Below are 20,979 nucleotides of genomic sequence, written 5' to 3'. Positions count from 1 at the left end.
TAAATAATTGCTTAAAGAGAATCGCGATAATATATATGGTCATTCTAAAAGAAGGAGGGATGATCTTGTTATTTCGAATATTATTACTTCTGATAGTATTCAGTTATAAATTTTCTTCTATTGTCAGTGCAGAAGCACCACTTACTGCTGCATTTATCCGTGACCATCAACTATGGATAAAAAAAGGAAATCAAGAAATACAACTTACACAGAATCGAAATGTGTATAATCAGAAATGGTCATATGACGGTCGGTTTATTGGTTATATCGATGGTGATGAGAAGGGAGAAAAAACGGATTTATATATTTATGATACAAAAGAAAAAGAAAGCTACCAACCTTATATAAAGGTCGTAACCTCTGACTTCAAATGGTCACCGATCAATAATCAACTAGCATACAATGATCAAGGTGTATTAAACGTTACTCATATAAAGAACGGTCGCCCACAGGGGTTTGAGAATGTATCACTTGGGGTTAGTAGTTTTGATTGGTTTCCGAACGGGAAAGAATTTATCGTTTCCTCACAATCCAGCTTACGTCCTACTGGATGGGGCCCAATTCCGATTTATAGAATTCCAGTAGATGCAAATCTTTCTAAAGATAAAATAAAGTCTTTTTATACTATTCGAACTAAAGAGCCTGATTTATTTGGGATTGATGCTAATTATTTTAAGTGGAGTTCTGATGGAAAGTGGGTTAGCTTTTTAATTACTCCTACAGCTTCCTGGTCAGCGGATAGCAATACGTTATGCGTCTTATCATCACAAGGAAAACACTTTCAATCAGTGGGAAAAATGTTAGAGTATAAAGACTGGTTTAAGTGGGCTCCTCTAGCCAATCAATTGGCCTATATTTCAGGAGAAGGAAGATTTTTTGTTGAAAACAAGAAGATGATGATTGCCGATATCCCAACATCTAAACAACAAAAAGAATACACCCCAAAGGGATATGTAGACCTAGATCTAGAATGGTTTTCTAAAGATTTAGTAATTGTGGCTCGTTCGAAAGAGAACAAGGAGTGGAAAGAAGGACCTGTACCAACTATGTTCACATCACTTTATGCTATAAACATAAGAACAGGAGAGCAACAACAAATCTCGTTTCCAAGAACGAATGAACTTGACGAAAATCCTCAAAAAGTTAAATCTTATCTTTCTTTTTTTCGAAGGAAGGCAGAGGAGTTTAAGGGAGATGTATGGATGAAAGATGGTATAACTGGGAAAGAACATTTATGGATTAAGAACGTTGATTCAGCTCCAGTCTTTTATGATCCAAAATAAGGTCAAGAATTTGTTAATAGAAATTTTAAGCTACATTCATGATTCTTCAAGATGAAGGTAGCTTTTTTTCATTATTCTATTAGATCAAAATATTAATCCTCTTTGTAGCCACCATTAACCCATAATATATACTCCATTATGTCACTCACATTTGAAGAGTTTAACGATATTTATGACAGATTCTATTAATATAGTACAACTATGCATTAGATAGTTTAATTACAGATCCTTCACAAACTTGAGACTCTTTTACAATTGTACACTGAGTTGGAGATAACAGATGGCAAAAAAATGAAACCTGAATTAGTAGCTAGAGCCAATGAACTAGCAGAGGAAATAAGTAAACGGGCAGGTATACCCTAAAGGTTATTTCAAGACTAAAAGGGAAGCCTGAAGTAAGAAAATCCTGAAATATCACGCGCATCGTAAATAATTGAATCGGGAATAACAGATAGAATCGCATGTTCTACTGCACCTATAGCACCATCAAAACTACTTTTTAATAATACATCGACAATCTTGAGTCTGAATCTGTCAATTGGAAGAAAATGGTTAGGTACAGCCGTTTCTCTTTGTGCTATTTTTAATCATAGAGACTCAATTGTATTATTTCGAGTGGGGTTTTCTTTCGTAAAAAAAGTACCATAAATTCATATTGTTGGGATAAAGTGAGGTGATCATCATGCTTGAGGGCCAAATAATCAAATTCTATCGTGAACGTCAGAGCATGATGCAGAAGGATTTAGGAATTGGCATCTGTTCGAGTACACATATTAGCAAAATTGAACGAGGACTAACAGAAGTTTCTAAAGAAACGATAAACTTGCTGTCAAAGCGCCTTCATATTGATATGGAAACAGAAATTAAAACTTACAATGGCCTAGATTCCCTTTTAAAAAAATGGCATGAATCGATTATTTTAAAATTGAAAAGAAAGGCTAAGAGAATTAAGAAAGAATTAGAGGCTATTGATCTTCTACAAATGCCAGTTATTTATCGTTCATATATGCTCGTACTAACAAGATATTATTTATTGATAGGGCAGGGGCATCAAGCTGAAACTCTAATTGTTGAAATGGACAAATGGTCTAATCTTTCACCATATGAAAAAAACATGCTTTTTCACATTAAAGGGATCAATGCATTGATAAATAAGGAATATTATAAGGCAATTTCATTTTTTCAAGGAATTGATATAACCTATTACAACAACCAAGAGTACTATTATCATTTGGCTTTTGCCTATCATTCTCTGAATTCACGAGTATTGGCTTATTATTTTGCCGAAAAGTCTCTGCGCTTTTTCACAGAAGTGCGCAGTCTTACTCGAATGATTGAAGCAGAATTGCTTATGCTGGTCCAAGTAGAGCGGGACGAGTTTTACGATCCAAAAGATACGGAATATCAAAGATTAATCGAGATGACCGAAAACATTGGATTAGAACATCAAAGAGCAGTTCTGACACACAATCTTGCATATCAGAAAGTTCGCCAAGGAAATTATGATAAAGCTTGTGAATACTATAAACAATCTATGGACATGAAAGACCCTCATACAGCTCTTCATATAGCCTCTTTGGAAGGCTATATAAATGCATTAACGAAACAAGGATCGAAATCAACCGAAGAATTGCTCCAATTGGTCGAAAACGGTATTGCTCTTTCTGAAGAAATAGCCGATCCAATCTATATGCATTTCTTCTATTTACATAAATATAATATTCAAAACGAAGAAGAGCTTTACTATCATTACCTTGAAAAAGAAGCATTTCCTTATTATCAGAAAATGGCACATGTTCGCTTAATTGAACATTATGCGATAAAGTTGTTCGACTATCATATGGAAAAAGGCAATGTCGATGAAGCAAATCAATACGCAGCGTATCTCGTGGAAAAATACCGTAGAAACGATAAATTTGCTTGATTTTTAAACTAATACCTTTAAGAATGTCATGTCACTACGTACATTATAAAGAAAGGATGTTTTCGAAAAGTTTGTAGCTGAAATCGGCGGACAAACTTTATAGTCAAAAACAACTATTAATGAAAAAAGAGCCTATAGAAAAGCGGAAGCGTTCTCTTCATGAAACGGCACCGAAGGATTTAAAAATATGTGGTAACAACACCTATACACTCGTTTATGAAGAGAAGATGTTTTTCACGCGGAAAAAGGCATCTTCTCTTCTTTTTTATACTTTCCAATGCTCCATATTTACACTTCTTATACCCTTGATCACACACAATACCTTATTTGTCAACAATTTGATTCATAACCCCAAGTCAATCTATTGAATTTATAACCCTAAGTCAAAATCTATATTAATCGTAATATTAATATAGATTTTTGCAATGTCGTAATTTGTCGCAATATTAAAAATTTGTAAAAAAGTAGGTCGTACGCCCCTTAAAACCCCATTTGTCACCCTAGTCTAGCAATTATATAATTCTTTTAAAATTCAATGTTACCTATTCATTTCATATTCAGCTAGAAACTACATAACTCTAACACAGAATCGGTAATTGGTTTAGGAGGTGTCCCGTTCATCTTGTTAGCAATCTCTTAATTTATATCCACTATTTTATAAGTTAATGGGTTCAAGCGGTTAAGGGAAAGGAGGGTAAAGGATTAGTTCGGTAAATTCAATCTAAATATGGAGGTATAAACATGATAAAAATCTACAAAAAATTGCTGGCATTATCAGCAATTATTCTACTTATCATAAGCTCATTTATTGCACCATTTGGAAATTATGGTAAGGCTTATGCAAGTAAAAATAATACGAATAGCAATAACCTACAATCTAAAGATGTTATAGAGAATAAAATAAGTCCAGAACTTGAAAAAGAATTTGACAACAACTCTCAAACTAGTTTTCTTGTTAAATTTAAGGAACAGGTAGATACAGTAAAGGTTGCAAATGAAGCTAAGGCTAAGAATAAACAACTATCAAATGTGAAAAAAGAGTTAGTAGTTCGTTCATCAATCGTTTCTGAATTAAGAATTAAAGCAGATTCATCACAGAGTAATTTGAAGAAGTATTTAGCAAAAGAAAAAAATAACGGAAATGTAAAGGATATTGAATCATTTTACATCGTAAATGGTATGGCAGTTACAGCATCAGAGGAAGTTATGAGAAACATAGCAGCTATGCCTGAGGTTGAAAGTATAAAACCTAATGGAATTACAAAGTTAATCGAGCCTGAAAAAACTACTGGAGCTGCTGTTCAAGCGGTTGATAATGTAGAATGGGGTCTTAAACAAATTGGGGCGCCTGACGTTTGGACCTTGGGAATAGATGGAACAGGGATAGTCGTTGGTAGCATAGATACAGGAGTTCAGTGGGATCACCCTGCATTAAAGACAAAATATAGAGGATATGACCCAAATAATCCAGATAAACCAAATCATGAATTCAATTGGTTTGATGCAACTGAAACTCATGGTTCAGTCCCTTACGATGATCTCGGTCATGGAACTCATACAGTGGGTACTATGGTTGGTTCAGAACCAAATGGAACTAATCAGATAGGTGTTGCGCCAGGAGCAAAGTGGATAGCTGCTAAGGCATTTACAGAAGATGGTGGAACAGATGAAGATTTAATAGAAGCAGGTGAATGGATGCTTGCTCCTAAAGATAGAAATGGAGTACCACATCCAGAAATGGCTCCTGATGTTATTAATAACTCATGGGGAGGCAGCCCTGGAATTGATGATTGGTATAGAACAATTATAAAAAACTGGAGAGCAGCAAATATATTCCCAGAATTTTCAGCAGGAAATACAACCCCTTACAATCCTGGTGGACCAGGATCAGTTGCTAATCCTGCAAATTATCCAGAATCCTTTGCAACAGGAGCAACTGACGTAAACAACAAGTTAGCTGGCTTCTCATTAAGAGGGCCATCACCATATGGTGGAATAATTAAGCCGGAAATTTCAGCACCTGGAGTTAATATAAGATCTTCAGTACCAGGAGGTAAATATGAGGGTGGATGGAATGGAACCTCGATGGCAGGCCCACATACATCAGGACTTGTTGCATTACTTCGACAAGCCAATTCATCTTTAACTATAGACGAAATAGAAAAAATAATAGAGCAAACAGCAACTCCTTGTACGGACTCTGCATATCCTACAACCCCTAACAATGGATATGGATATGGTGTTATAAATGCATTTAAGGCTGTAACATCAGTTCTAAATGGAATATCTGAGATTAAAGGCCGAGTATCAACAGATGCCAAGGATACAGTTCCACCAACATTTAAACATATACCTGTTAAAGAGACATACGAAGGATTGCAACAAGATTTAAAATTAGATGTACAGGATAATGTAAGCGTCGAGAAAGTCGAGCTTCAATATAGAAATAATCCATCGGATGAGTGGACAACAGTTGCAGCTGAAAGGAAGAGTGGGGACTACAAGTCAGGAAGCTATGAAGCTATAATTCCAGCTGATAGAGTAGTAGCAGGATCAAATCTATCTTACAGATTAAGAATAGTTGACTTTGGAGGGAATGAGGTTACAAGTGATATCTATACAATACTTGTTAAACCTGCAATTACAATAGGATACTTTAATAATTTTGAAACAGAAATGACAGGATGGGAAAGCGATCCTAGCATGATGAATCAATTGCAGTGGGGAAAACCTACAACAGGACCTAAGGCAGCAGCCTCAGGAGAAAAGGTTTTAGGTACTAATCTTGAAGGAACGTATTCAGAAAATGAACAAATGCTTTTGAAAAGTCCTCCTATTGTCCTGCCAAAGGGGAGTGCTTATTTACAGTTTAAAAATTGGTATGAAATTGAAGAAAACAATGACTATGCATTTGTTGCGGTTAAAACTGACGATGATGAGAATTGGTATATAGTTGCAGCATATACAGGCACTAATACAGAAGGATATTCAAATGAGGAAATAGATTTAAGCCAATATGCAGGAAAGAAAATAAATATCGCATTTGCCTTTATCTCTAATGACACCAATAATAAGCAGGGATGGTTTATAGATGATGTTAGATTAACAAGCCAATCTGTAGAATCAAGTAGTACATCAGCTTTAAGCAACATACCTAAAGAATATGTTAGATTAACAAACCAATCTCTAGCATTAGCTTTAAGCAACAGCCCAAAAGAAAACATAATAAATTCTACGGAGACAAATGTTGACATAACTAAAATTCCGTTACCAGCTACAGTATCTATTGTTGAAAATGGTCGTTCTACAAAAACAAATCCGCAAGACGGCTCATATAGTTTTAAGGTTAAAACAGGAGAGTACACATTAAGAGCTGAAAACTATGGATACTATCCACAGGATCAAAAGGTTCAAGTAACAGAAAACCAAGTTCTTGAAAATACAAACTTTACAATGGTTCCAATACCTAAGGGAACATTAAAAGGTAAAATCATTAATGCCCAAACAGGAAAACCTGTGAAAGGCGCTAAAGTTTACGTAATTGAGGATGCAGCAGTAGCACCAGTTACAACTGATGCAGAGGGGAATTATTCAATAACTGCATACGAAGGTAAATATACAGTACAGGTTACAGCAGAGAACTATTTTGATGAGAAATTTACTGTAGATGTTACGGGTAATGAAAATGTCTCACACGATATTCAGCTAAAACCATTTATAAATTTTTTAGGTGAGATCGGCTATGATGATGGAACACCAGAATATTCAGTGGCTCAATGGGAAGCAGGAGGCGGCTATGCGGTAAGAATGTCACTTCCAGAGGGACAGACCAGAGCAATAGTAACTTCAGGGTCATTTATGTTTGATACAGGCTTTGGAAATACATTTAAGGTGGCAGTTTATGATGCAAGTGGAAAGGATGGCGCACCTGGAAACATAATAGCAGGGCCATTCAATGGAACTGCTAATAAAGAAGCAGGGAAATGGACAGTTGTTGATTTATCAGCACAACAAATAGTTGTAACTGGCGATTTTTATATGGTTTTCATACAGGATAAGTTTGCTCCTCAAAGTCCAGCAATTATGTTGGATAAAAATAATCCAGTAGTGGCACAAAGATCATGGTGGTTTGTAAAAGGAGGTCCATTTACTTTAGCAAACAAAGATTTTGGTAACATGATGATCAGAGCAACAATTAAGGAGGAAGCACTAGCTCCAGTTATAACATCACCAGTGGACAACCCATATTTAAATAATGAAAATGTAACAATAAAAGGGACGGCAGCTCCAGGAATGGACGTTCATATATTTAGCAACGACAAAGATATAGCAAATGGAAAGGCAAATGATGATGGAAGCTTCTCTATCAATGCTGTACTTCAAGAGGGAGTTAATATTCTAAAGGCAAAAACGATTACAGAAATCGGCTCTACTCCTTATTCGAAGGAAATAAAGGTTATAGTAGACAAGGCATCACCAGTTTTAGAAGTTAAAAGCCCACAAACTAACGCAAATATTAATGATCAGGTTATAACTGTAACAGGAACAGCCAAAGATGATTATTTAGATTATGTTGATGTAAATGGAACAAGGGCAGATATAGATTCATATGGAAATTGGACAGTAAAGCTTATGTCTAAGGAAGGGCAAAATGGAATAAATGTTGTTGCTAGAGACAAGGCAGGAAATGAAACTGCTAAGGGCATAACAGTTAATGTAAAATACTCAATACGTGAAATAAAAAATATAATGCCATCGAGTGATGTAATATTAAAGGCAGATCAAACATTAAAGGTTGAGTTCGACAGTGAGCCTGGATTAAAAAAGGCAGTATTTACAATTAACGCTCCGATTAATGGCATAACAAGTGAAGTAAGTGCAGTATCTATGCCAATAGCAAGTTTAAGCACCTTTGAAGTAGTTATGACCGAAGTAAAGGATGCAAAAGGAAATGGCACTGGACACTATAAGGGAGACTGGACAGCAACTAAGAAGCTTACATTAAACGGTGCTCAAATAGTGGTAAAAGTAGAAGATATGTATGGAAATTCATTAAGTTCCACTGCAGCAGGAAAGTTATATGTAAATTGCAAACCAATTAAGAAATAATTATGAAAAAGTGTCAGGGATCTGCTCTTGTAGCAGCTGAGTACCCTGCAACTGTTGGCAAAAAAGAAATTGGTGTAAAGCTTGATGAGTCAGCAACCAGTGAATATCAAGGTGCAACATGCTCTGCAAAACGATCTTTTAAAGCTGACCAAAAAGACGATGGTGCTTTATTCGAGTAAAGTAATGATCATAAAAAGATACACAGTTGATACGTTATGGCATCTAATGTGCAAACGATAGATTGATCGAGATGATTCTATGATAACCAAGAACCGGTGACGCTTCATTATGACGTTGCTGGTTTTTTTACACTTTTATATCGCTATTCTTTAGGAATAAGCAAAGAAACAGGGCCAGAGATGGGATTTTTAATTTGGGAGTTGACCAGGCATTTGTCAAAAGCGTTGACAAAATCAAGGATATTCACTTTCTTGCTCATTAAACTGTAACATGTGCAAAAGTATCAAATCGGCAACTAATTGGAAGTCACATAAAGATAGAATTCTTACTGGAGAGTTATTTAATGGAGGGGTTTAGGGATGGCTACTTTATTACAACAACAAGCAACACTAGAGATAGAGGCAAAGAGAAATGAATTATATGATTTTTATAAGCAGTATGGATTTATTCATTCTAAAACCATTCAATGTAGTAAAGAGTTAGACCATTTAATAAATCAGTTATTCAAAAGCTATACTACTTTTAAGGAAGAGCGTTTTGAATACCCCATAATTTAGATATTGATAAACGGATCTTGTAACACTTGGTACCAAGTGGTGTTCATACTAAAGGTCAAATGTCCTTATTATTTAGCGATTAGATGTAAACTCAACATCATCTCATGTATTGTCAATTACAAACTGCACATGTGGAGTTTGTTTCGCTACTCATTTTAAAGTAAGGCAGCTAGCCCATTTGGGCACTGCCTTTTTAATTTTCTTGTAAAAGATTTATGAAATTATAATGTATACGAATCTCACCCGGTTTGTTACAAGTAATCTTCTCTATATGTGAATGTAACCTTGATATGTAAGATCTTTAAGCTTAAGGAATTCCTTAAGCTTATTTTGCATTTCAATTGAGTGCCGATAGACTAATCATAGTAAGTAAAACCCCTTTTAAAATCAAGGCTCCGTTAAAGTAAACTGTTGATTCCCTTATTCAATAATATAGCAGGATAGTTTAATAAGGATTTCTACAAAATTACCAATATATGGATTGTAATAATGAATATTAAGAAAAGGGGTGGAATTTTTGAAAAAGCCAATAGGTGTTTCAGTGATTAGTTATTTTTATATTTTTGGTGCTATAGTTTTACTTTTTACTTCCGTTTTTTATAATGCAAATGCTAATCCGATTGGCATAGTCGAAAGATTTGGACTTTCAAACGTATCTGAACAATTACTTAGAGTGATAATAGCTTTTCTAACATTGGTGATGATTTTTGGATATATTCGGCTAAAGAAATGGGGATTTTGGTTAATGATTTCGTATTCTATACTTTTCGGGAGTATAAGTTTGTACTTATCCTTAACACATAGCCAACAACCTTTTATTGGAAATATGATATTTTCCTTCATTATTTTGTTGTATACAATCTATGTAAAAAAATCATTTTTTCATACAAAAAATGTACATTAAATTAATTATTAATCTACCATGGTAGTACGATAAAAACTTCCATTTAGAAGACAAGTAATAAGTAAACGCCATGTAAAAATCTAAGTAAAATGCTGATGTTGTATTGAATTGTTTAATAAATCCTTTGCCTCAACACGAGGTTTTAAGGGGTTAATAGGTCAATCAGAATAGGCAACTGACAAAAAGCAAACAGGGGGAGAAGGAAGAAGGGCCGATCGTAGTCACCTTAATCTTTCTCCCTATTTTGTTTTATTGTTTGATAAAGTACGATAGTGAATTTATACGGATCTAGAAAGTAACTCTAGATTTATTAGTGATAAAGATACGGATTGATTTGAACAGGCAATTGTATTATGAAGGTAGAAATAGCTTACAATATTGGAGTATTTGAAGTTTACAAATGACAGGATTAATTTATTTTTTGAAAGATAGAAAAAAAAATTAAAAACAAACCAAAAAAGAAATCCACACGATTAGTCATCTTTTTATTTTTGTAGCTTAAAACACAAGATTCTAATATAAGTGAACCACCTAAAATGCACATTAAAATTATTTTTAAATCAATATTTTGAGGTTCAATCATAAAAAGACTACCGATCATCACAGCGATAAAAAAAGGTTTTATTTTTTTTGTCAAAACACTTAAATAAGTCATCATAAACACCTTCTAAATCTGTTAGATTAATTGTTATTTTATACCATAAAAAGTTGATTGGAAAATGAGTGGATAGGCACAAAGACCATGAATTTTGAAACACAAAAAGGGCTAATGGCAAATCGCCAATAGCCCAATCCTATTTAATTTGAACCGCCGTATACATTAACCTTACGTACGGTGGTGTTTCTTTTAATTATGGAGCAACAATCCCCTTCATTACCTGATCGACTAATGTATCAATAAATTTCGAGTCTACTTTTTTCTTATAAATAAGGATCTGAAAGTATACAGGGCCGTATAACATATCTGACACAACATCTAAATTAATTCCCGCTTGAATTTCACCCCTTGCAACGGCACGTTCAAGGATTAATATAGCATCCTCGCGGCGGGGTTTGAGATAATTAGTGTAAAAGATCTTTGCTATTTCCGAATCCTCTCCGCCTTCTGCAACAAGGGCTACTACCGTTCTCCCAAGGATACCGTTAAACACATCTGCAAGTGCCTGAAGCTGTTGACGGAAATTTTCATGAATCGAAGTGTTTTCTTGAAAATACAAACGGGATTCCGTCGACATAAGAAAGGCATCAAGCACGAGAATAGATTTGTTTGGCCACCAACGATAGATGGTTGCTTTTCCGACACCTGCACGAGCTGCAATGGCTTCTATAGTTAAAGATGAATACCCAGTTTCCTCTAGTAAATCAATGGTTGCGTTAAGAATAGCAGTTTTGGAAGCCTCACTTCGCGGTCTTCCAACGGATCGTTGTTTAGATTGATTTTTTTCTGACATTTGGATTCCTCACTTAAATCGGTGTAGGTGATATTCACATAACATGATTTTAATCAATTTACCAAAATATATCCAAGGAAAATAAACCTTTACATAGCTTTTTCATTGTCTTTATTTTTTATTTCCATTTCCACTTTATTTGGGCGCCAAACTTGCTCAAATAGAAGAGCTACGATCATTCCGACCATTACACCATTACTAAACACATATTGCAAGACGGTTGGTAAGGCAGAAAAAACAGCTTGCGGTAAAAACATAACCCCTGTTCCAAGTGAAAGAGCAGTACTTAAAATGGTCATACGTCTTTGGTCAAGTGGTTCTTTAAGTACTGAACTAATTCCTATTCCTGCCATTGAAGTAAATGAGGCAAGCATAGATGCATAAGCAACCGGACCAGGTAGCATAGCAAAGAGCGAATATACCTTTGGAAAAAAGGAAATAACGGCTAGAGATATACTTGCGATAAAAAATGGAAGCATACGAGTTTGACCTGTCATTCGTACAAACCCTGCCGCTACAGAAAATGGAACAACTCCGACTGTCGAGAAGACAGAGGACAATACTGTAGCTATTCCACTAATAATACCAGAACTCTTAAGTGAACCCTCTTTTTGTACTGCCTTGTCATGAGAACTTTCAAAACCACTGAACACTTGTTTCATGGCTGCTACACTGGCAATAATGCTGGAAATTAAGACAAATGCCACCATAATGGAAGAAACAAACATACCAGCATCAAGCTTCGGCATTCCCCATGCGAAAACATCTGGAAATGAAATAATGGAAGACGTTTTAGGCATTGGTTTTGAACCGAAAAATAAAATAAATATGATTGAACCTACAACGATGCCAATAAGGACAGCATAACTTTTAAACCAACCCTTGCCCCAAACAGAAAGAGCAAGTACGAGAATGAAGATTGCAAAAGAAAGAATGACAACTCCTGGCTGAATCTTTGTTGATTTATCACTAACTCCAATCATCCCTTTAAGGAACATTCCACTTAACTGAAAGCCGAGAATCGTTAAGTAAACCCCGTTTACAAGTGGTGTAAACAGCTTCAGTAATTTGCTCATCCATCCTGATAAACCAATGATAATGAGAAAAGACCCAGTTAAAAGCATGGCACCTTCTAATAATTGCAGCGAACCACCAGCTTTGTCTACCCCTTGTACAACAGCCATTTGACCCATTAACGTGAATACACCGAGCCATATTCCAGCAGGGCCATCAGGTATTGGCAAACGATGTCCTAACCAGCCCGATAATAAAGATGATACTCCAACAACTAAAAATGTTCTTTGCATCAACCCAGAGATCTCTAATGGAGAAAGTTGAAAAACCTGACCTACTATAATAGGAATGGTAAGCGAATTAGCTATTAAAAAAATAAACCATTGAAGAGAACCTATTCCTGTATCTAATTTTAATTTATTCATAATGCATCCCCTTTAATTAAATGAATGTAGTAAAGAACGATCTAATTACAAAACGATACGTTCTGTTTTGTATTATAAATCATTTTAAAAATTTTTCAAGTATGTTTTTTTAAGTCACGATTTTTGAGTAACGAAGTAGTTTAGTTTAAGAAGGATTCCTAAAAAACAACATCGAATTTCTAATCAAAAGGGAGAGACAATTTTGATTTTTTCACGAATGGGTTCGTTGCTTCAGTAAAGAAGAATCGTATTATCTTATTGAAGTAACAGGTGAGTTTAGTGCAATAAGAAGGAATATTGCTTCTTACAAATTGGGGAAAGTGGATTTAGCAGAGAAACAATAATTTTGACAAGGATGATCAGAAAAAATGAGTAATATCGATAAAAGAAATCGTTTAGGTGACGAACCTTTTAATTATCGAGTGACAAAAGATAATACAGTTTTTTTGGATTATAATGGAAAACGGGTGAAAACTTTAAAAGGAACAGAAGCAGAGAAATTTCTAAAGAGAATTAGAGCTGCAGATAATATAACGGAAGCACAATTAATAATGGCGAAGATAACTGGTAATTTCAAAAGGGGGAATGAACGAAAAAGTTGAGGAAACCAATAATTAATTGGAGTAGATTCATGGTACTATTACTTTTTCAAATACAAGTTCTCAAAGGTTGAGGGGATTATAGCCCTTCAACCTTTGAGAATTTATAGAAGTTCCTATAACGGAAATTTTCATATAAAATAATTTTAAAATCTGATAAATTGGTAAAAATCGGTTTGTGATTATATTCACAAAGTGTTAAGATGAATATAATATGGAAGTACAAAGGATGCGTAAATCAATGGAAAGAAGAAAGTCACTGATCGAACGGTATAAAAGGAATACTAGCAGGTATACAAACGTTCACAATTTCATGGATATTCTTTTAACAATTGTTGTTGTTCTTACTTTGATTCAAGTATTTGTTTGGGATCGTGATTCCCTTTTAAGCTTAATTTTTGAAATATTCTCTTTCGTATTTTGGATTGCATATGCTGTCATTCTTATTTTGGACGTTAGAGGAAGATTGAAAATTGACTCTTGAACGTAAGCATTAAATATCCCCACACATTTAAAGCTGCAACTCATTTTAGAGAAATGCAATTACACCAGTAAGTTGTTGCCTTTTCAATATTCTTGGAGATCTCTTGACAAATTGCTGTTAATCTCATCTGACTTCTATGAACTTTATAAAATTACTTCAATCCCAATTTAGTTAAAATACTATCTAATGTAGCGCCCTTATAAGATGCTTTAGCTTTCTTTCTTTTCCGAAGTAGCTTAACAATCAAATGTAAAAACAGTAATGTCATTGTGTTTTTTATGATAGCAAGTATAATTATGTACATACCGAAATTCGGAACTGAGGTGTTAAAACCTAAAAAAAGGGGATCAAGCTTATGGAGAGTAAAAATAAGACGGTCGTAAAGTCAATGGAAATTCTTAATCTTTTCTTAACATATCCAAAGTTGAGTTTTAATGAAATCATTCAAATATCAGGAATCCCTAAAACGTCTGTTTATCGAATGGTGATGTCACTTGAAGAGATGGGGTTTCTTGATAAAGATCGGGACGGAAAATATGCGCTTGGCTTATTATTTCTACAATTTGGTCATTTAGTATCAGAACGATTGGATATTCGTCAAGTAGCTTTACCAATTATGCATAAGCTTCATGATGAGGTGGGAGAAGCAGTAAATCTTATCGTGAAGGATGGTAAAGATGCAATTTATATCGAAAAATTGGATACAAAACAACCTGTAAGGCTTTATACGGCAATTGGCCGAAGAACACCGCTATATGCTGGAGCTTGTTCTAGAGTTATTCTTGCTTATCTGCCGCATGATGAGAAAGAGCAATATTTGCAGGAGATTGACTTAAAGCCGATTGCATCTGGAACGATTACAGACAAAGAGCAACTTCGTCATGTTTTAGAAGAATCTCTAAAAACAGGTTATTCGTTCAGCCGATCCGAACTTGAAAATCATACGTCGGCTATAGCTGCTCCTATTTTCAATTATCAAGGTCAGGTAATCGCAGGCATTAGTATTGCAGGACTTGATGTGAATTATCAGGAAGACAGACTGCCGCAATTAATTGAAAAGGTGAAAGACGCGGCTCAAGAGATTTCGAGGAAATTTGGATACATCTAAAAATAAATAAAATATGTAAAAAAATCATCTGCCTCTTGAAAAGCAGATGATTTTTTTGACATTAAATGATTTTAGAATACTAGGAAATACATTAAAAATATGTTTACGGTTAATAAGATTAAGGCAGTCGGTGCCTGTGCTTTAATAACTGCATTTTTATCGGATAAGTCTAGTAAAGCAGTTGGTACGATATTATAGTTTGCTGCCATAGGAGTCAATAGTGTTCCACAATAGCCAGAGAACATTCCAATCGCTCCCATTATAGCAGGATCTGCTCCGTGCATTTGAACGAGTAAGGGAAGACCAATTCCTGCTGTTATGACAGGAAACGCAGCAAACGCATTTCCCATAATCATTGTAAAGATTGCCATACCTAATACATATGCCAATACTACAAAAAAGCGATTATCAACAGGAATAGCTGAACTAATTAAATCTGATACAACTTTGCCTACACCAGCTACTGCAAATAGGCCGCCTAACGTAGCTAACATTTGTGGTAAAACTGCTGCCCAACCGATTGCATCTAACAGTCGACGTGATTCCCTTACAGGTTGGATGCTTTTTTCCTTCGTTAACAGCATAGCTACAATTAAAGAAACAACGCATGCAACACCAAGGCTAACAAGCGTAATGTTTTTATTGTCCAGTAAGAAGAGTTCGCCAATTTTCATGTCTTTTATTCCAACAGTACCAATGATTGTCACTAGTGGGATCAATAAAGCAGGAATGAATAGTTTATTTCCCATTTTTTTTGCACTTGCGTTACGTTCTTCCTCTGTCGTTTGTTGATAAGAGCCCATCCTAACTCCACCAAAGCCAGCAATTACCGCAATGATAATAACGAGCACACCCATGTACATTGGCGGAATTACTTTGCCAAATATGAAAGAAATTGCAAAGAGTCCCCAAAAGGTGGCAGTTAACAGCCGTTTTGGATTGCTTTTATCTTTAAACGAAAGAAAAGCAATAATGGATAGAAAAATACCCGCAATATAATAAATATACTCAATTTGGATAATCATACGCTTTTATTTCCCTTCGTATCGTGCAATGTAGTACGTTCTTCTACATAAAATTTGATCTTTCTATCAAGCAGATATAGTCTTGTAGAGTGAATGAGAAATGCAGCAATAGCGGTTGGGATTCCCCACATTGCCATATGCAATGGTTCTATGATAATTCCGTTTTCCTCAAAAAAGCCTTTCATCAGCAAAATTGCGCCAAAAGCGATGAAAATATCTTCTCCAAAGAAAAGTCCTACGTTGTCTGTTGAAGCAGAAAAGGCTTTAATTTTGTTGCGTACATGTTGTGGCAATTTGCCATATTTATTTTCTGAAGCACTTTCTGCCATTGGTGCGATGAGTGGGCGAACCATTTGGGCATGTCCACCAAGACTAGTTAAGCCAATTGCAGCAGAAGCTTCTCGAATAAACAGATAAATGATGAGCAGACGTCCGGTTGTCGCGGATTTTACTTTACTTATTAATTTTTGTGATTGTTCTTTCAGACCATAGCGTTCTAATAAACCAATAATTGGTAAAGTAAGTATAAATAAAGAAAGATAACGGTTTTGAACAAACGATTCTCCAAAGGTAGTGAGTATTTGTTCCAATGACAATTTCCCTACTAATCCAGTTGTAATTCCAGCAACAGTGACGACTAACAATGGATTAAGCCTAATAGCAAAACCAATGATAACGATGAAAATTCCAATAAGAGTCACTATTTTTTCCTCCCCATTTTATATTATTTATCTAAAATAGCCTGAACCGAAACGTCTGATGCTTCAAGTAGTTTTCTAATCTGATTGGCAAATGTCAATGCATGAGGGCCATCACCATGTATACAGACTGTATCAGCGACAAGAGGGACTTCAATTCCCTGTTGAGACATGACCTTTCCTTCTTTCACTATACGGATCACTTGATTTGTAGCTTCTAAAGGATCGTTAATCAAAGCATTGGACTGACTTCTTGGAGTTAAGGTACCATCATGCTGGTAAGTGCGATCAGCAAAAACTTCACTTGCGGTACGAATACCAATTTTCTCACCTGCTTTTATTAACTCGCTTCCAGATAGACCGAAAAGAATTAAATTCGGATCAACTTTATATACTGCTTCAGCGATTGCCTCAGCTAGCTGAGCGTTTTTTGCAGCCATATTATATAGTGCACCATGGGGTTTAACGTGTTGCATCCTTTCACCTTCTGCCTTCATAAATCCATCAAGTGCTCCAATTTGATAAACGACGATGTCATATGCTTCCTGCGGTGAAATATTTATGTTGCGTCGACCAAAACCAGCTAAATCAGGAAGTCCGGGATGAGCGCCAATTTTGACTCCTTTATCAAGAGCAGCACGGACGGTTTTACGCATTACTGAAGGGTCACCTGCATGAAATCCGCAAGCGATGTTAGCTGAAGTAACGAATTGAAGAATCTCGTCGTCCATTCCCATCTTGTAAGCTCCAAAGCTTTCTCCTAAATCACAATTTAAATCGATTTTATACATCAAATCATCCTCCCAATCTATACAAATATTGATTAAATCTTCTAAAAATAGTAGAGGTAAAACGATATAAAGGTTTTCAAAGTAAATTTTTTTATTCTATTTAGAAATAATAGTGTATTTAATTTTTGTTCTTAATAATGTGAATTATAAGAAAATAACAAACGGACATTTCCGAATTTAGGAACTGCTGTTTCGAAAATAATAACACAAATTATTCTTATTGCATATCACTTAATTTTCGAATAATTTGGTTAACGAGATAAACAAATTCCTTTGGTTTTGCTAAAAAGCTATTGTTTTGTGGATTTATTCATAAAAAATATTTAAAAGAGTTACGGTTGTTTTTTTAAATTCTGACAATTATAATAATTACATAGTCCGATTTTCAGGATTTTAGTTCCGAAAATCGAAAAAGCGAGGGATGGGAAATGCTTCAAACAAATTTTGAGGAGAAGATCGATATGAAGATGAAACCACTCGGTGATTCAGCGGTTCTAGTCCAATTGGGTACAGAAATCAATCCTGAGGTACATCATAAAGTAAAAGCTTTAACAGATTATCTTGAATCACATACATTTAATGGTTTTATAGAGTGCGTTCCAGCTTTTACAAGTGTGACAGTTTTTTATAATCCTTTGCTAATTCATCGTACGTACAAAAAAGAAAATAAATGTTTTTCTCGCCTAGAGCAGAACATTTCGCCATATAAAATTGTTTGTTCAATTATTAAAGAAATCATTATGAGTCTTGAAGTGACAAAAGAAACTAATCAACGTATTGTTGAAATTCCTGTCTGCTATGGAGGGGAATTTGGTCCTGATCTAGAAGAGGTTGCCAAGTATAATAATTTATTAACGAGTGAAGTCATTGATATTCACTCAAATGCAGAATATCTTGTCTATATGATTGGATTTGCACCTGGATTTCCTTATTTAGGTGGAATGTCCGAAAAAATTATGACACCTCGTCGTAATTCACCGCGAGTATCCATACCTGCAGGATCGGTCGGAATTGCGGGGACACAAACAGGCGTTTATCCAATTTCTACACCTGGTGGTTGGCAATTAATTGGGCGTACGCCTATTGAACTGTTTTGTCCAACTACTAATCCCCCAAGTCTTCTTCAATCAGGAGACATTGTAAAGTTTGTGTCTATTACTCTTGAAGAATATGAATCATACAAGGAGATTATTATATGAGTATAAAAGTGTGTCGCCCTGGTTTACTCACTAGTATTCAAGATTTAGGAAGATATGGTTTTCAAAAATATGGCGTCATTATAAGTGGGGCAATGGACACTACCTCTTTTCGTATAGCTAATTTGCTTGTTGGGAACGAGGAAGGGGAAGCTGCTTTAGAGGTAACATTAATGGGGACCTCATTGTTGTTTGAGGAGGATTTATTAATTGCTATTACTGGTGGAAACTTGTCAGCTACCATTGATGGTGAATTGATCCCATTATGGAGACCTGTCTATGTAAAGAAGGGTAGCCTTCTTCACTTTAAGGCATGTCAATCAGGTTGTAGAGCATACGTAGCGGTATCGGGTGGTTTTGCTGTTGATGTAGTAATGAACAGTAAAAGTACATATTTGCGGGGGGAAATCGGCGGGTATAAGGGACGTGCCCTAAAAGAAGGGGATCTTCTACAATGTAACAAAATGCCGCAAAAAGCCATGGAGCTTTTCCAACAGCTGAAAAACAAAAAGAGCTCCCAACCGTTTGCTACTGCTAACTGGCATGTCAATCCAGAATCTTTTATTGAAATAAAAAAAAATGCAGTAATTCGTGTTATAAGAGGAGGAGAATTTGAACGTTTTACCTCAACTAGTCAAGCACAGTTATTTGAGCAAGATTTTCAAATAACGCCAATGTCTGACCGAATGGGCTATCGTATATCGGGTCCAACTTTACAATTGAAAGAATCATTTGAGCTTATATCAGAGGCCGTGTCTCATGGTACTATTCAAGTGCCGAAAGACGGAAATCCGATTATCCTGCTTGCCGATAGACAGACGATCGGTGGCTATCCTAAAATTGCTCAAGTTGCAACAGTAGATCTTCCTCTCATCGCCCAGTTAAAGCCAGGTGAGAAAATTCGTTTCAAAGAAATTACATTAGAAGAGGCAGAAGAGCTATACTTGGAAAATGAACAGAAGATGGAACAGTTGAGAGTGGGGCTTTTGTTAAGAGAAAAATAAAAGAATAGTTAAATGATTTATAAAGCAGCAGTAAGTAGCAATCTACTATTTATTGCTGCTTAATTGCATTTCACCATATTCCTCTTCTTGTAGGGGCTGTATTGGATCTAGACAGAAGACTTTAATTAAATAAAGTTTTTATCCAAAGCATATAGTTGATACTAGTATTGAAAACAATAGAAGAGGGGAGATTTATATTATAATAGATTGCCATTTTCATGTGGATGAATCCATGCTGACGTTAGAAAAAATGATAGAGGGGATGGATCAAAATAATATAGCAAAAACTGCTCTAATCCCCCCTATGAGTGAAACAATGTTTGAATCGGATAGTAGGATTCAGGATCATATCCAACGATTATTCCGTTTTCTAATACTTAATACTCCTCAAATTGGGCACAAAATTTATGATGGTCTAGTGAAAGATGGCTATTTGAAACTTTATGGTAACAAATATAAGATTTTTAATGAGCCGAAAAACGATCTCGTGGCTACTGCAATTGCAAGATTTCCAGACCGTTTTCTAGGTTGGGTAGCAGTGAACCCTATGATTCCTAATTTTATGGAAGAACTAGAATACTATCTTAAAAACCCTAGTTTTATTGGGGTAAAAGCTCACCCATTCATGCATGGTTATCGTATTAATGCGCTTGAACCAGTTGCAACTTTATGTGAATCAAAAGGTGTACCTATGATTATTCATCTTTCTTCAGAGATTGACTCCTATAAATATCTACCTGAAAATTTTCCTAAACTTAAATTAATTTATGCTCACGCTGGTCTACCATTTTGGAAAAAACTATGGAAATACATTAAGGAACATCCAAATGTATATGTTGATACATCAAGTGACTATCTCAATCCGTCAATTGTAAAACAAGCGGTTGAGGCTTTAGGGTATCGTAAAGTTCTTTTTGGCTGCGATGGACCATATGGAATGAAGACATTTAATGAATATGACTATTCGGACAAGAAAAGATGGGTGGAATCTCTTCTTATTCCTGATAATGAAAAGGAATATATACTCGGAAAAAACTTTTTAGAACTAATCGAATAGGGAATTATAGTTTAATCAAAAAAGGTCTACCGAAGTTGGTAGACCTTTCTATAGACTGTTGAAATAAAACATTGTCAATATAGAACAACAAAAGTCTAAGTATACTTTATTTAAGCAAAAATTTGAAAGGTTAATACTCATTACAGGTTCATGAGGAAGTAAACCAGTGA

Annotated in this window: 18 protein-coding genes; 12 read left to right on the top strand and 6 right to left on the bottom strand. The window is 35.2% G+C overall.

The genetic code is table 11. The features are described 5' to 3' along the window. Positions 1-65 precede the first annotated feature (65 nt). The 6 genes from CN925_RS17065 (at position 66) to CN925_RS17045 (ending at position 9,957) form a co-directional block, all read left to right on the top strand. Positions 66-1,283: a TolB-like translocation protein gene (locus CN925_RS17065; RefSeq protein ID WP_098847871.1), complete on the top strand. Its 1,218-nt coding sequence runs from the start codon at positions 66-68 to the stop codon at positions 1,281-1,283. Positions 1,284-1,965: 682 nt separating this feature from the next. After that, positions 1,966-3,207, top strand: coding sequence for a helix-turn-helix domain-containing protein (locus CN925_RS17060; RefSeq protein WP_098847870.1), 1,242 nt, complete (start codon positions 1,966-1,968; stop codon positions 3,205-3,207). A gap of 741 nt (positions 3,208-3,948) precedes the next feature. Next, positions 3,949-8,316, top strand: a complete 4,368-nt coding sequence (locus tag CN925_RS17055) for a S8 family serine peptidase (protein WP_098847868.1) — start codon at positions 3,949-3,951, stop codon at positions 8,314-8,316. A 2-nt stretch (positions 8,317-8,318) separates the two neighbouring features. After that, entirely contained in the window at positions 8,319-8,495 is a 177-nt protein-coding gene (locus tag CN925_RS21390) for a hypothetical protein (RefSeq protein WP_180233004.1), read from the top strand. A gap of 360 nt (positions 8,496-8,855) precedes the next feature. Next, entirely contained in the window at positions 8,856-9,053 is a 198-nt protein-coding gene (locus CN925_RS17050) for an aspartyl-phosphate phosphatase Spo0E family protein (RefSeq protein WP_098847866.1), read from the top strand. Between the two features lie 517 nt (positions 9,054-9,570). Then, positions 9,571-9,957: a hypothetical protein gene (locus CN925_RS17045; protein WP_098847864.1), complete on the top strand. Its 387-nt coding sequence runs from the start codon at positions 9,571-9,573 to the stop codon at positions 9,955-9,957. A 409-nt stretch (positions 9,958-10,366) separates the two neighbouring features. Here the strand turns inward: CN925_RS17045 and CN925_RS17040 are convergent, their stop codons facing one another. From CN925_RS17040 to CN925_RS17030, 3 genes are all read right to left on the bottom strand, one after another. Next, on the bottom strand, positions 10,367-10,615 hold the full coding sequence (locus CN925_RS17040; RefSeq protein ID WP_142339248.1) for a hypothetical protein: 249 nt from the start codon (positions 10,613-10,615) through the stop codon (positions 10,367-10,369). A 193-nt stretch (positions 10,616-10,808) separates the two neighbouring features. Next, the gene (locus tag CN925_RS17035; protein WP_098847860.1) at positions 10,809-11,408 is read right to left on the bottom strand and encodes a TetR/AcrR family transcriptional regulator; all 600 of its coding nucleotides are present in this window, start codon (positions 11,406-11,408) and stop codon (positions 10,809-10,811) included. Positions 11,409-11,497: 89 nt separating this feature from the next. Continuing rightward, on the bottom strand, positions 11,498-12,847 hold the full coding sequence (locus CN925_RS17030) for a purine/pyrimidine permease (RefSeq protein ID WP_098847858.1): 1,350 nt from the start codon (positions 12,845-12,847) through the stop codon (positions 11,498-11,500). A 368-nt stretch (positions 12,848-13,215) separates the two neighbouring features. On the opposite strand from CN925_RS17030, the gene CN925_RS17025 reads away from it, so the two are divergent. The 3 genes from CN925_RS17025 to CN925_RS17015 all read left to right on the top strand — a co-directional run bounded on the left by CN925_RS17025 (position 13,216) and on the right by CN925_RS17015 (position 15,038). Then, positions 13,216-13,449 carry a hypothetical protein gene (locus CN925_RS17025; RefSeq protein ID WP_098847856.1) on the top strand — a complete coding sequence of 78 codons (234 nt, stop codon included), beginning with the start codon at positions 13,216-13,218 and terminating at the stop codon, positions 13,447-13,449. A gap of 238 nt (positions 13,450-13,687) precedes the next feature. After that, positions 13,688-13,930: a hypothetical protein gene (locus CN925_RS17020; protein ID WP_098847854.1), complete on the top strand. Its 243-nt coding sequence runs from the start codon at positions 13,688-13,690 to the stop codon at positions 13,928-13,930. Positions 13,931-14,285: 355 nt separating this feature from the next. Further along, positions 14,286-15,038 (top strand): IclR family transcriptional regulator, encoded by a 753-nt coding sequence (locus CN925_RS17015; protein ID WP_098847852.1) that lies wholly within the window; start codon positions 14,286-14,288, stop codon positions 15,036-15,038. 71 nt (positions 15,039-15,109) lie between these two features. On the opposite strand, the gene CN925_RS17010 is transcribed toward CN925_RS17015, so the two are convergent. From CN925_RS17010 to pxpA, 3 genes are read right to left on the bottom strand one after another with little or no spacing between them, the layout of a single operon-like run. Beyond that, complete coding sequence (locus tag CN925_RS17010) at positions 15,110-16,063, bottom strand: DUF979 domain-containing protein (protein ID WP_098847850.1); 954 nt, start codon at positions 16,061-16,063, stop codon at positions 15,110-15,112. Next, a complete protein-coding gene (locus CN925_RS17005) occupies positions 16,060-16,764 on the bottom strand; it encodes a DUF969 domain-containing protein (RefSeq protein ID WP_180233003.1) in 705 nt (234 codons plus the stop codon). The genes CN925_RS17010 and CN925_RS17005 overlap by 4 nt, the downstream gene beginning before the upstream one ends. Positions 16,765-16,787: 23 nt before the next feature. Next, a complete protein-coding gene (pxpA, locus tag CN925_RS17000) occupies positions 16,788-17,552 on the bottom strand; it encodes a 5-oxoprolinase subunit PxpA (RefSeq protein ID WP_098847845.1) in 765 nt (254 codons plus the stop codon). Positions 17,553-18,019: 467 nt separating this feature from the next. Here pxpA and pxpB point away from each other — a divergent pair, with 467 nt between their 5' ends. From pxpB to CN925_RS16985, 3 genes are all read left to right on the top strand, one after another. Further along, entirely contained in the window at positions 18,020-18,751 is a 732-nt protein-coding gene (pxpB, locus tag CN925_RS16995) for a 5-oxoprolinase subunit PxpB (protein ID WP_098847883.1), read from the top strand. Beyond that, positions 18,748-19,752, top strand: coding sequence for a 5-oxoprolinase subunit C family protein (locus CN925_RS16990; protein ID WP_098847843.1), 1,005 nt, complete (start codon positions 18,748-18,750; stop codon positions 19,750-19,752). The genes pxpB and CN925_RS16990 overlap by 4 nt, the downstream gene beginning before the upstream one ends. Positions 19,753-19,984: 232 nt before the next feature. Further along, on the top strand, positions 19,985-20,809 hold the full coding sequence (locus CN925_RS16985) for an amidohydrolase family protein (RefSeq protein WP_098847840.1): 825 nt from the start codon (positions 19,985-19,987) through the stop codon (positions 20,807-20,809). The last annotated feature ends 170 nt before the right edge of the window (positions 20,810-20,979 follow it).

Source organism: Bacillus sp. AFS055030 (assembly GCF_002574545.1).
Taxonomy (GTDB): domain Bacteria; phylum Bacillota; class Bacilli; order Bacillales; family Bacillaceae_G; genus Gottfriedia.
Note: the sequence above shows the minus strand (reverse complement) of the source record. Positions and strands in the feature narration are given on the sequence as shown.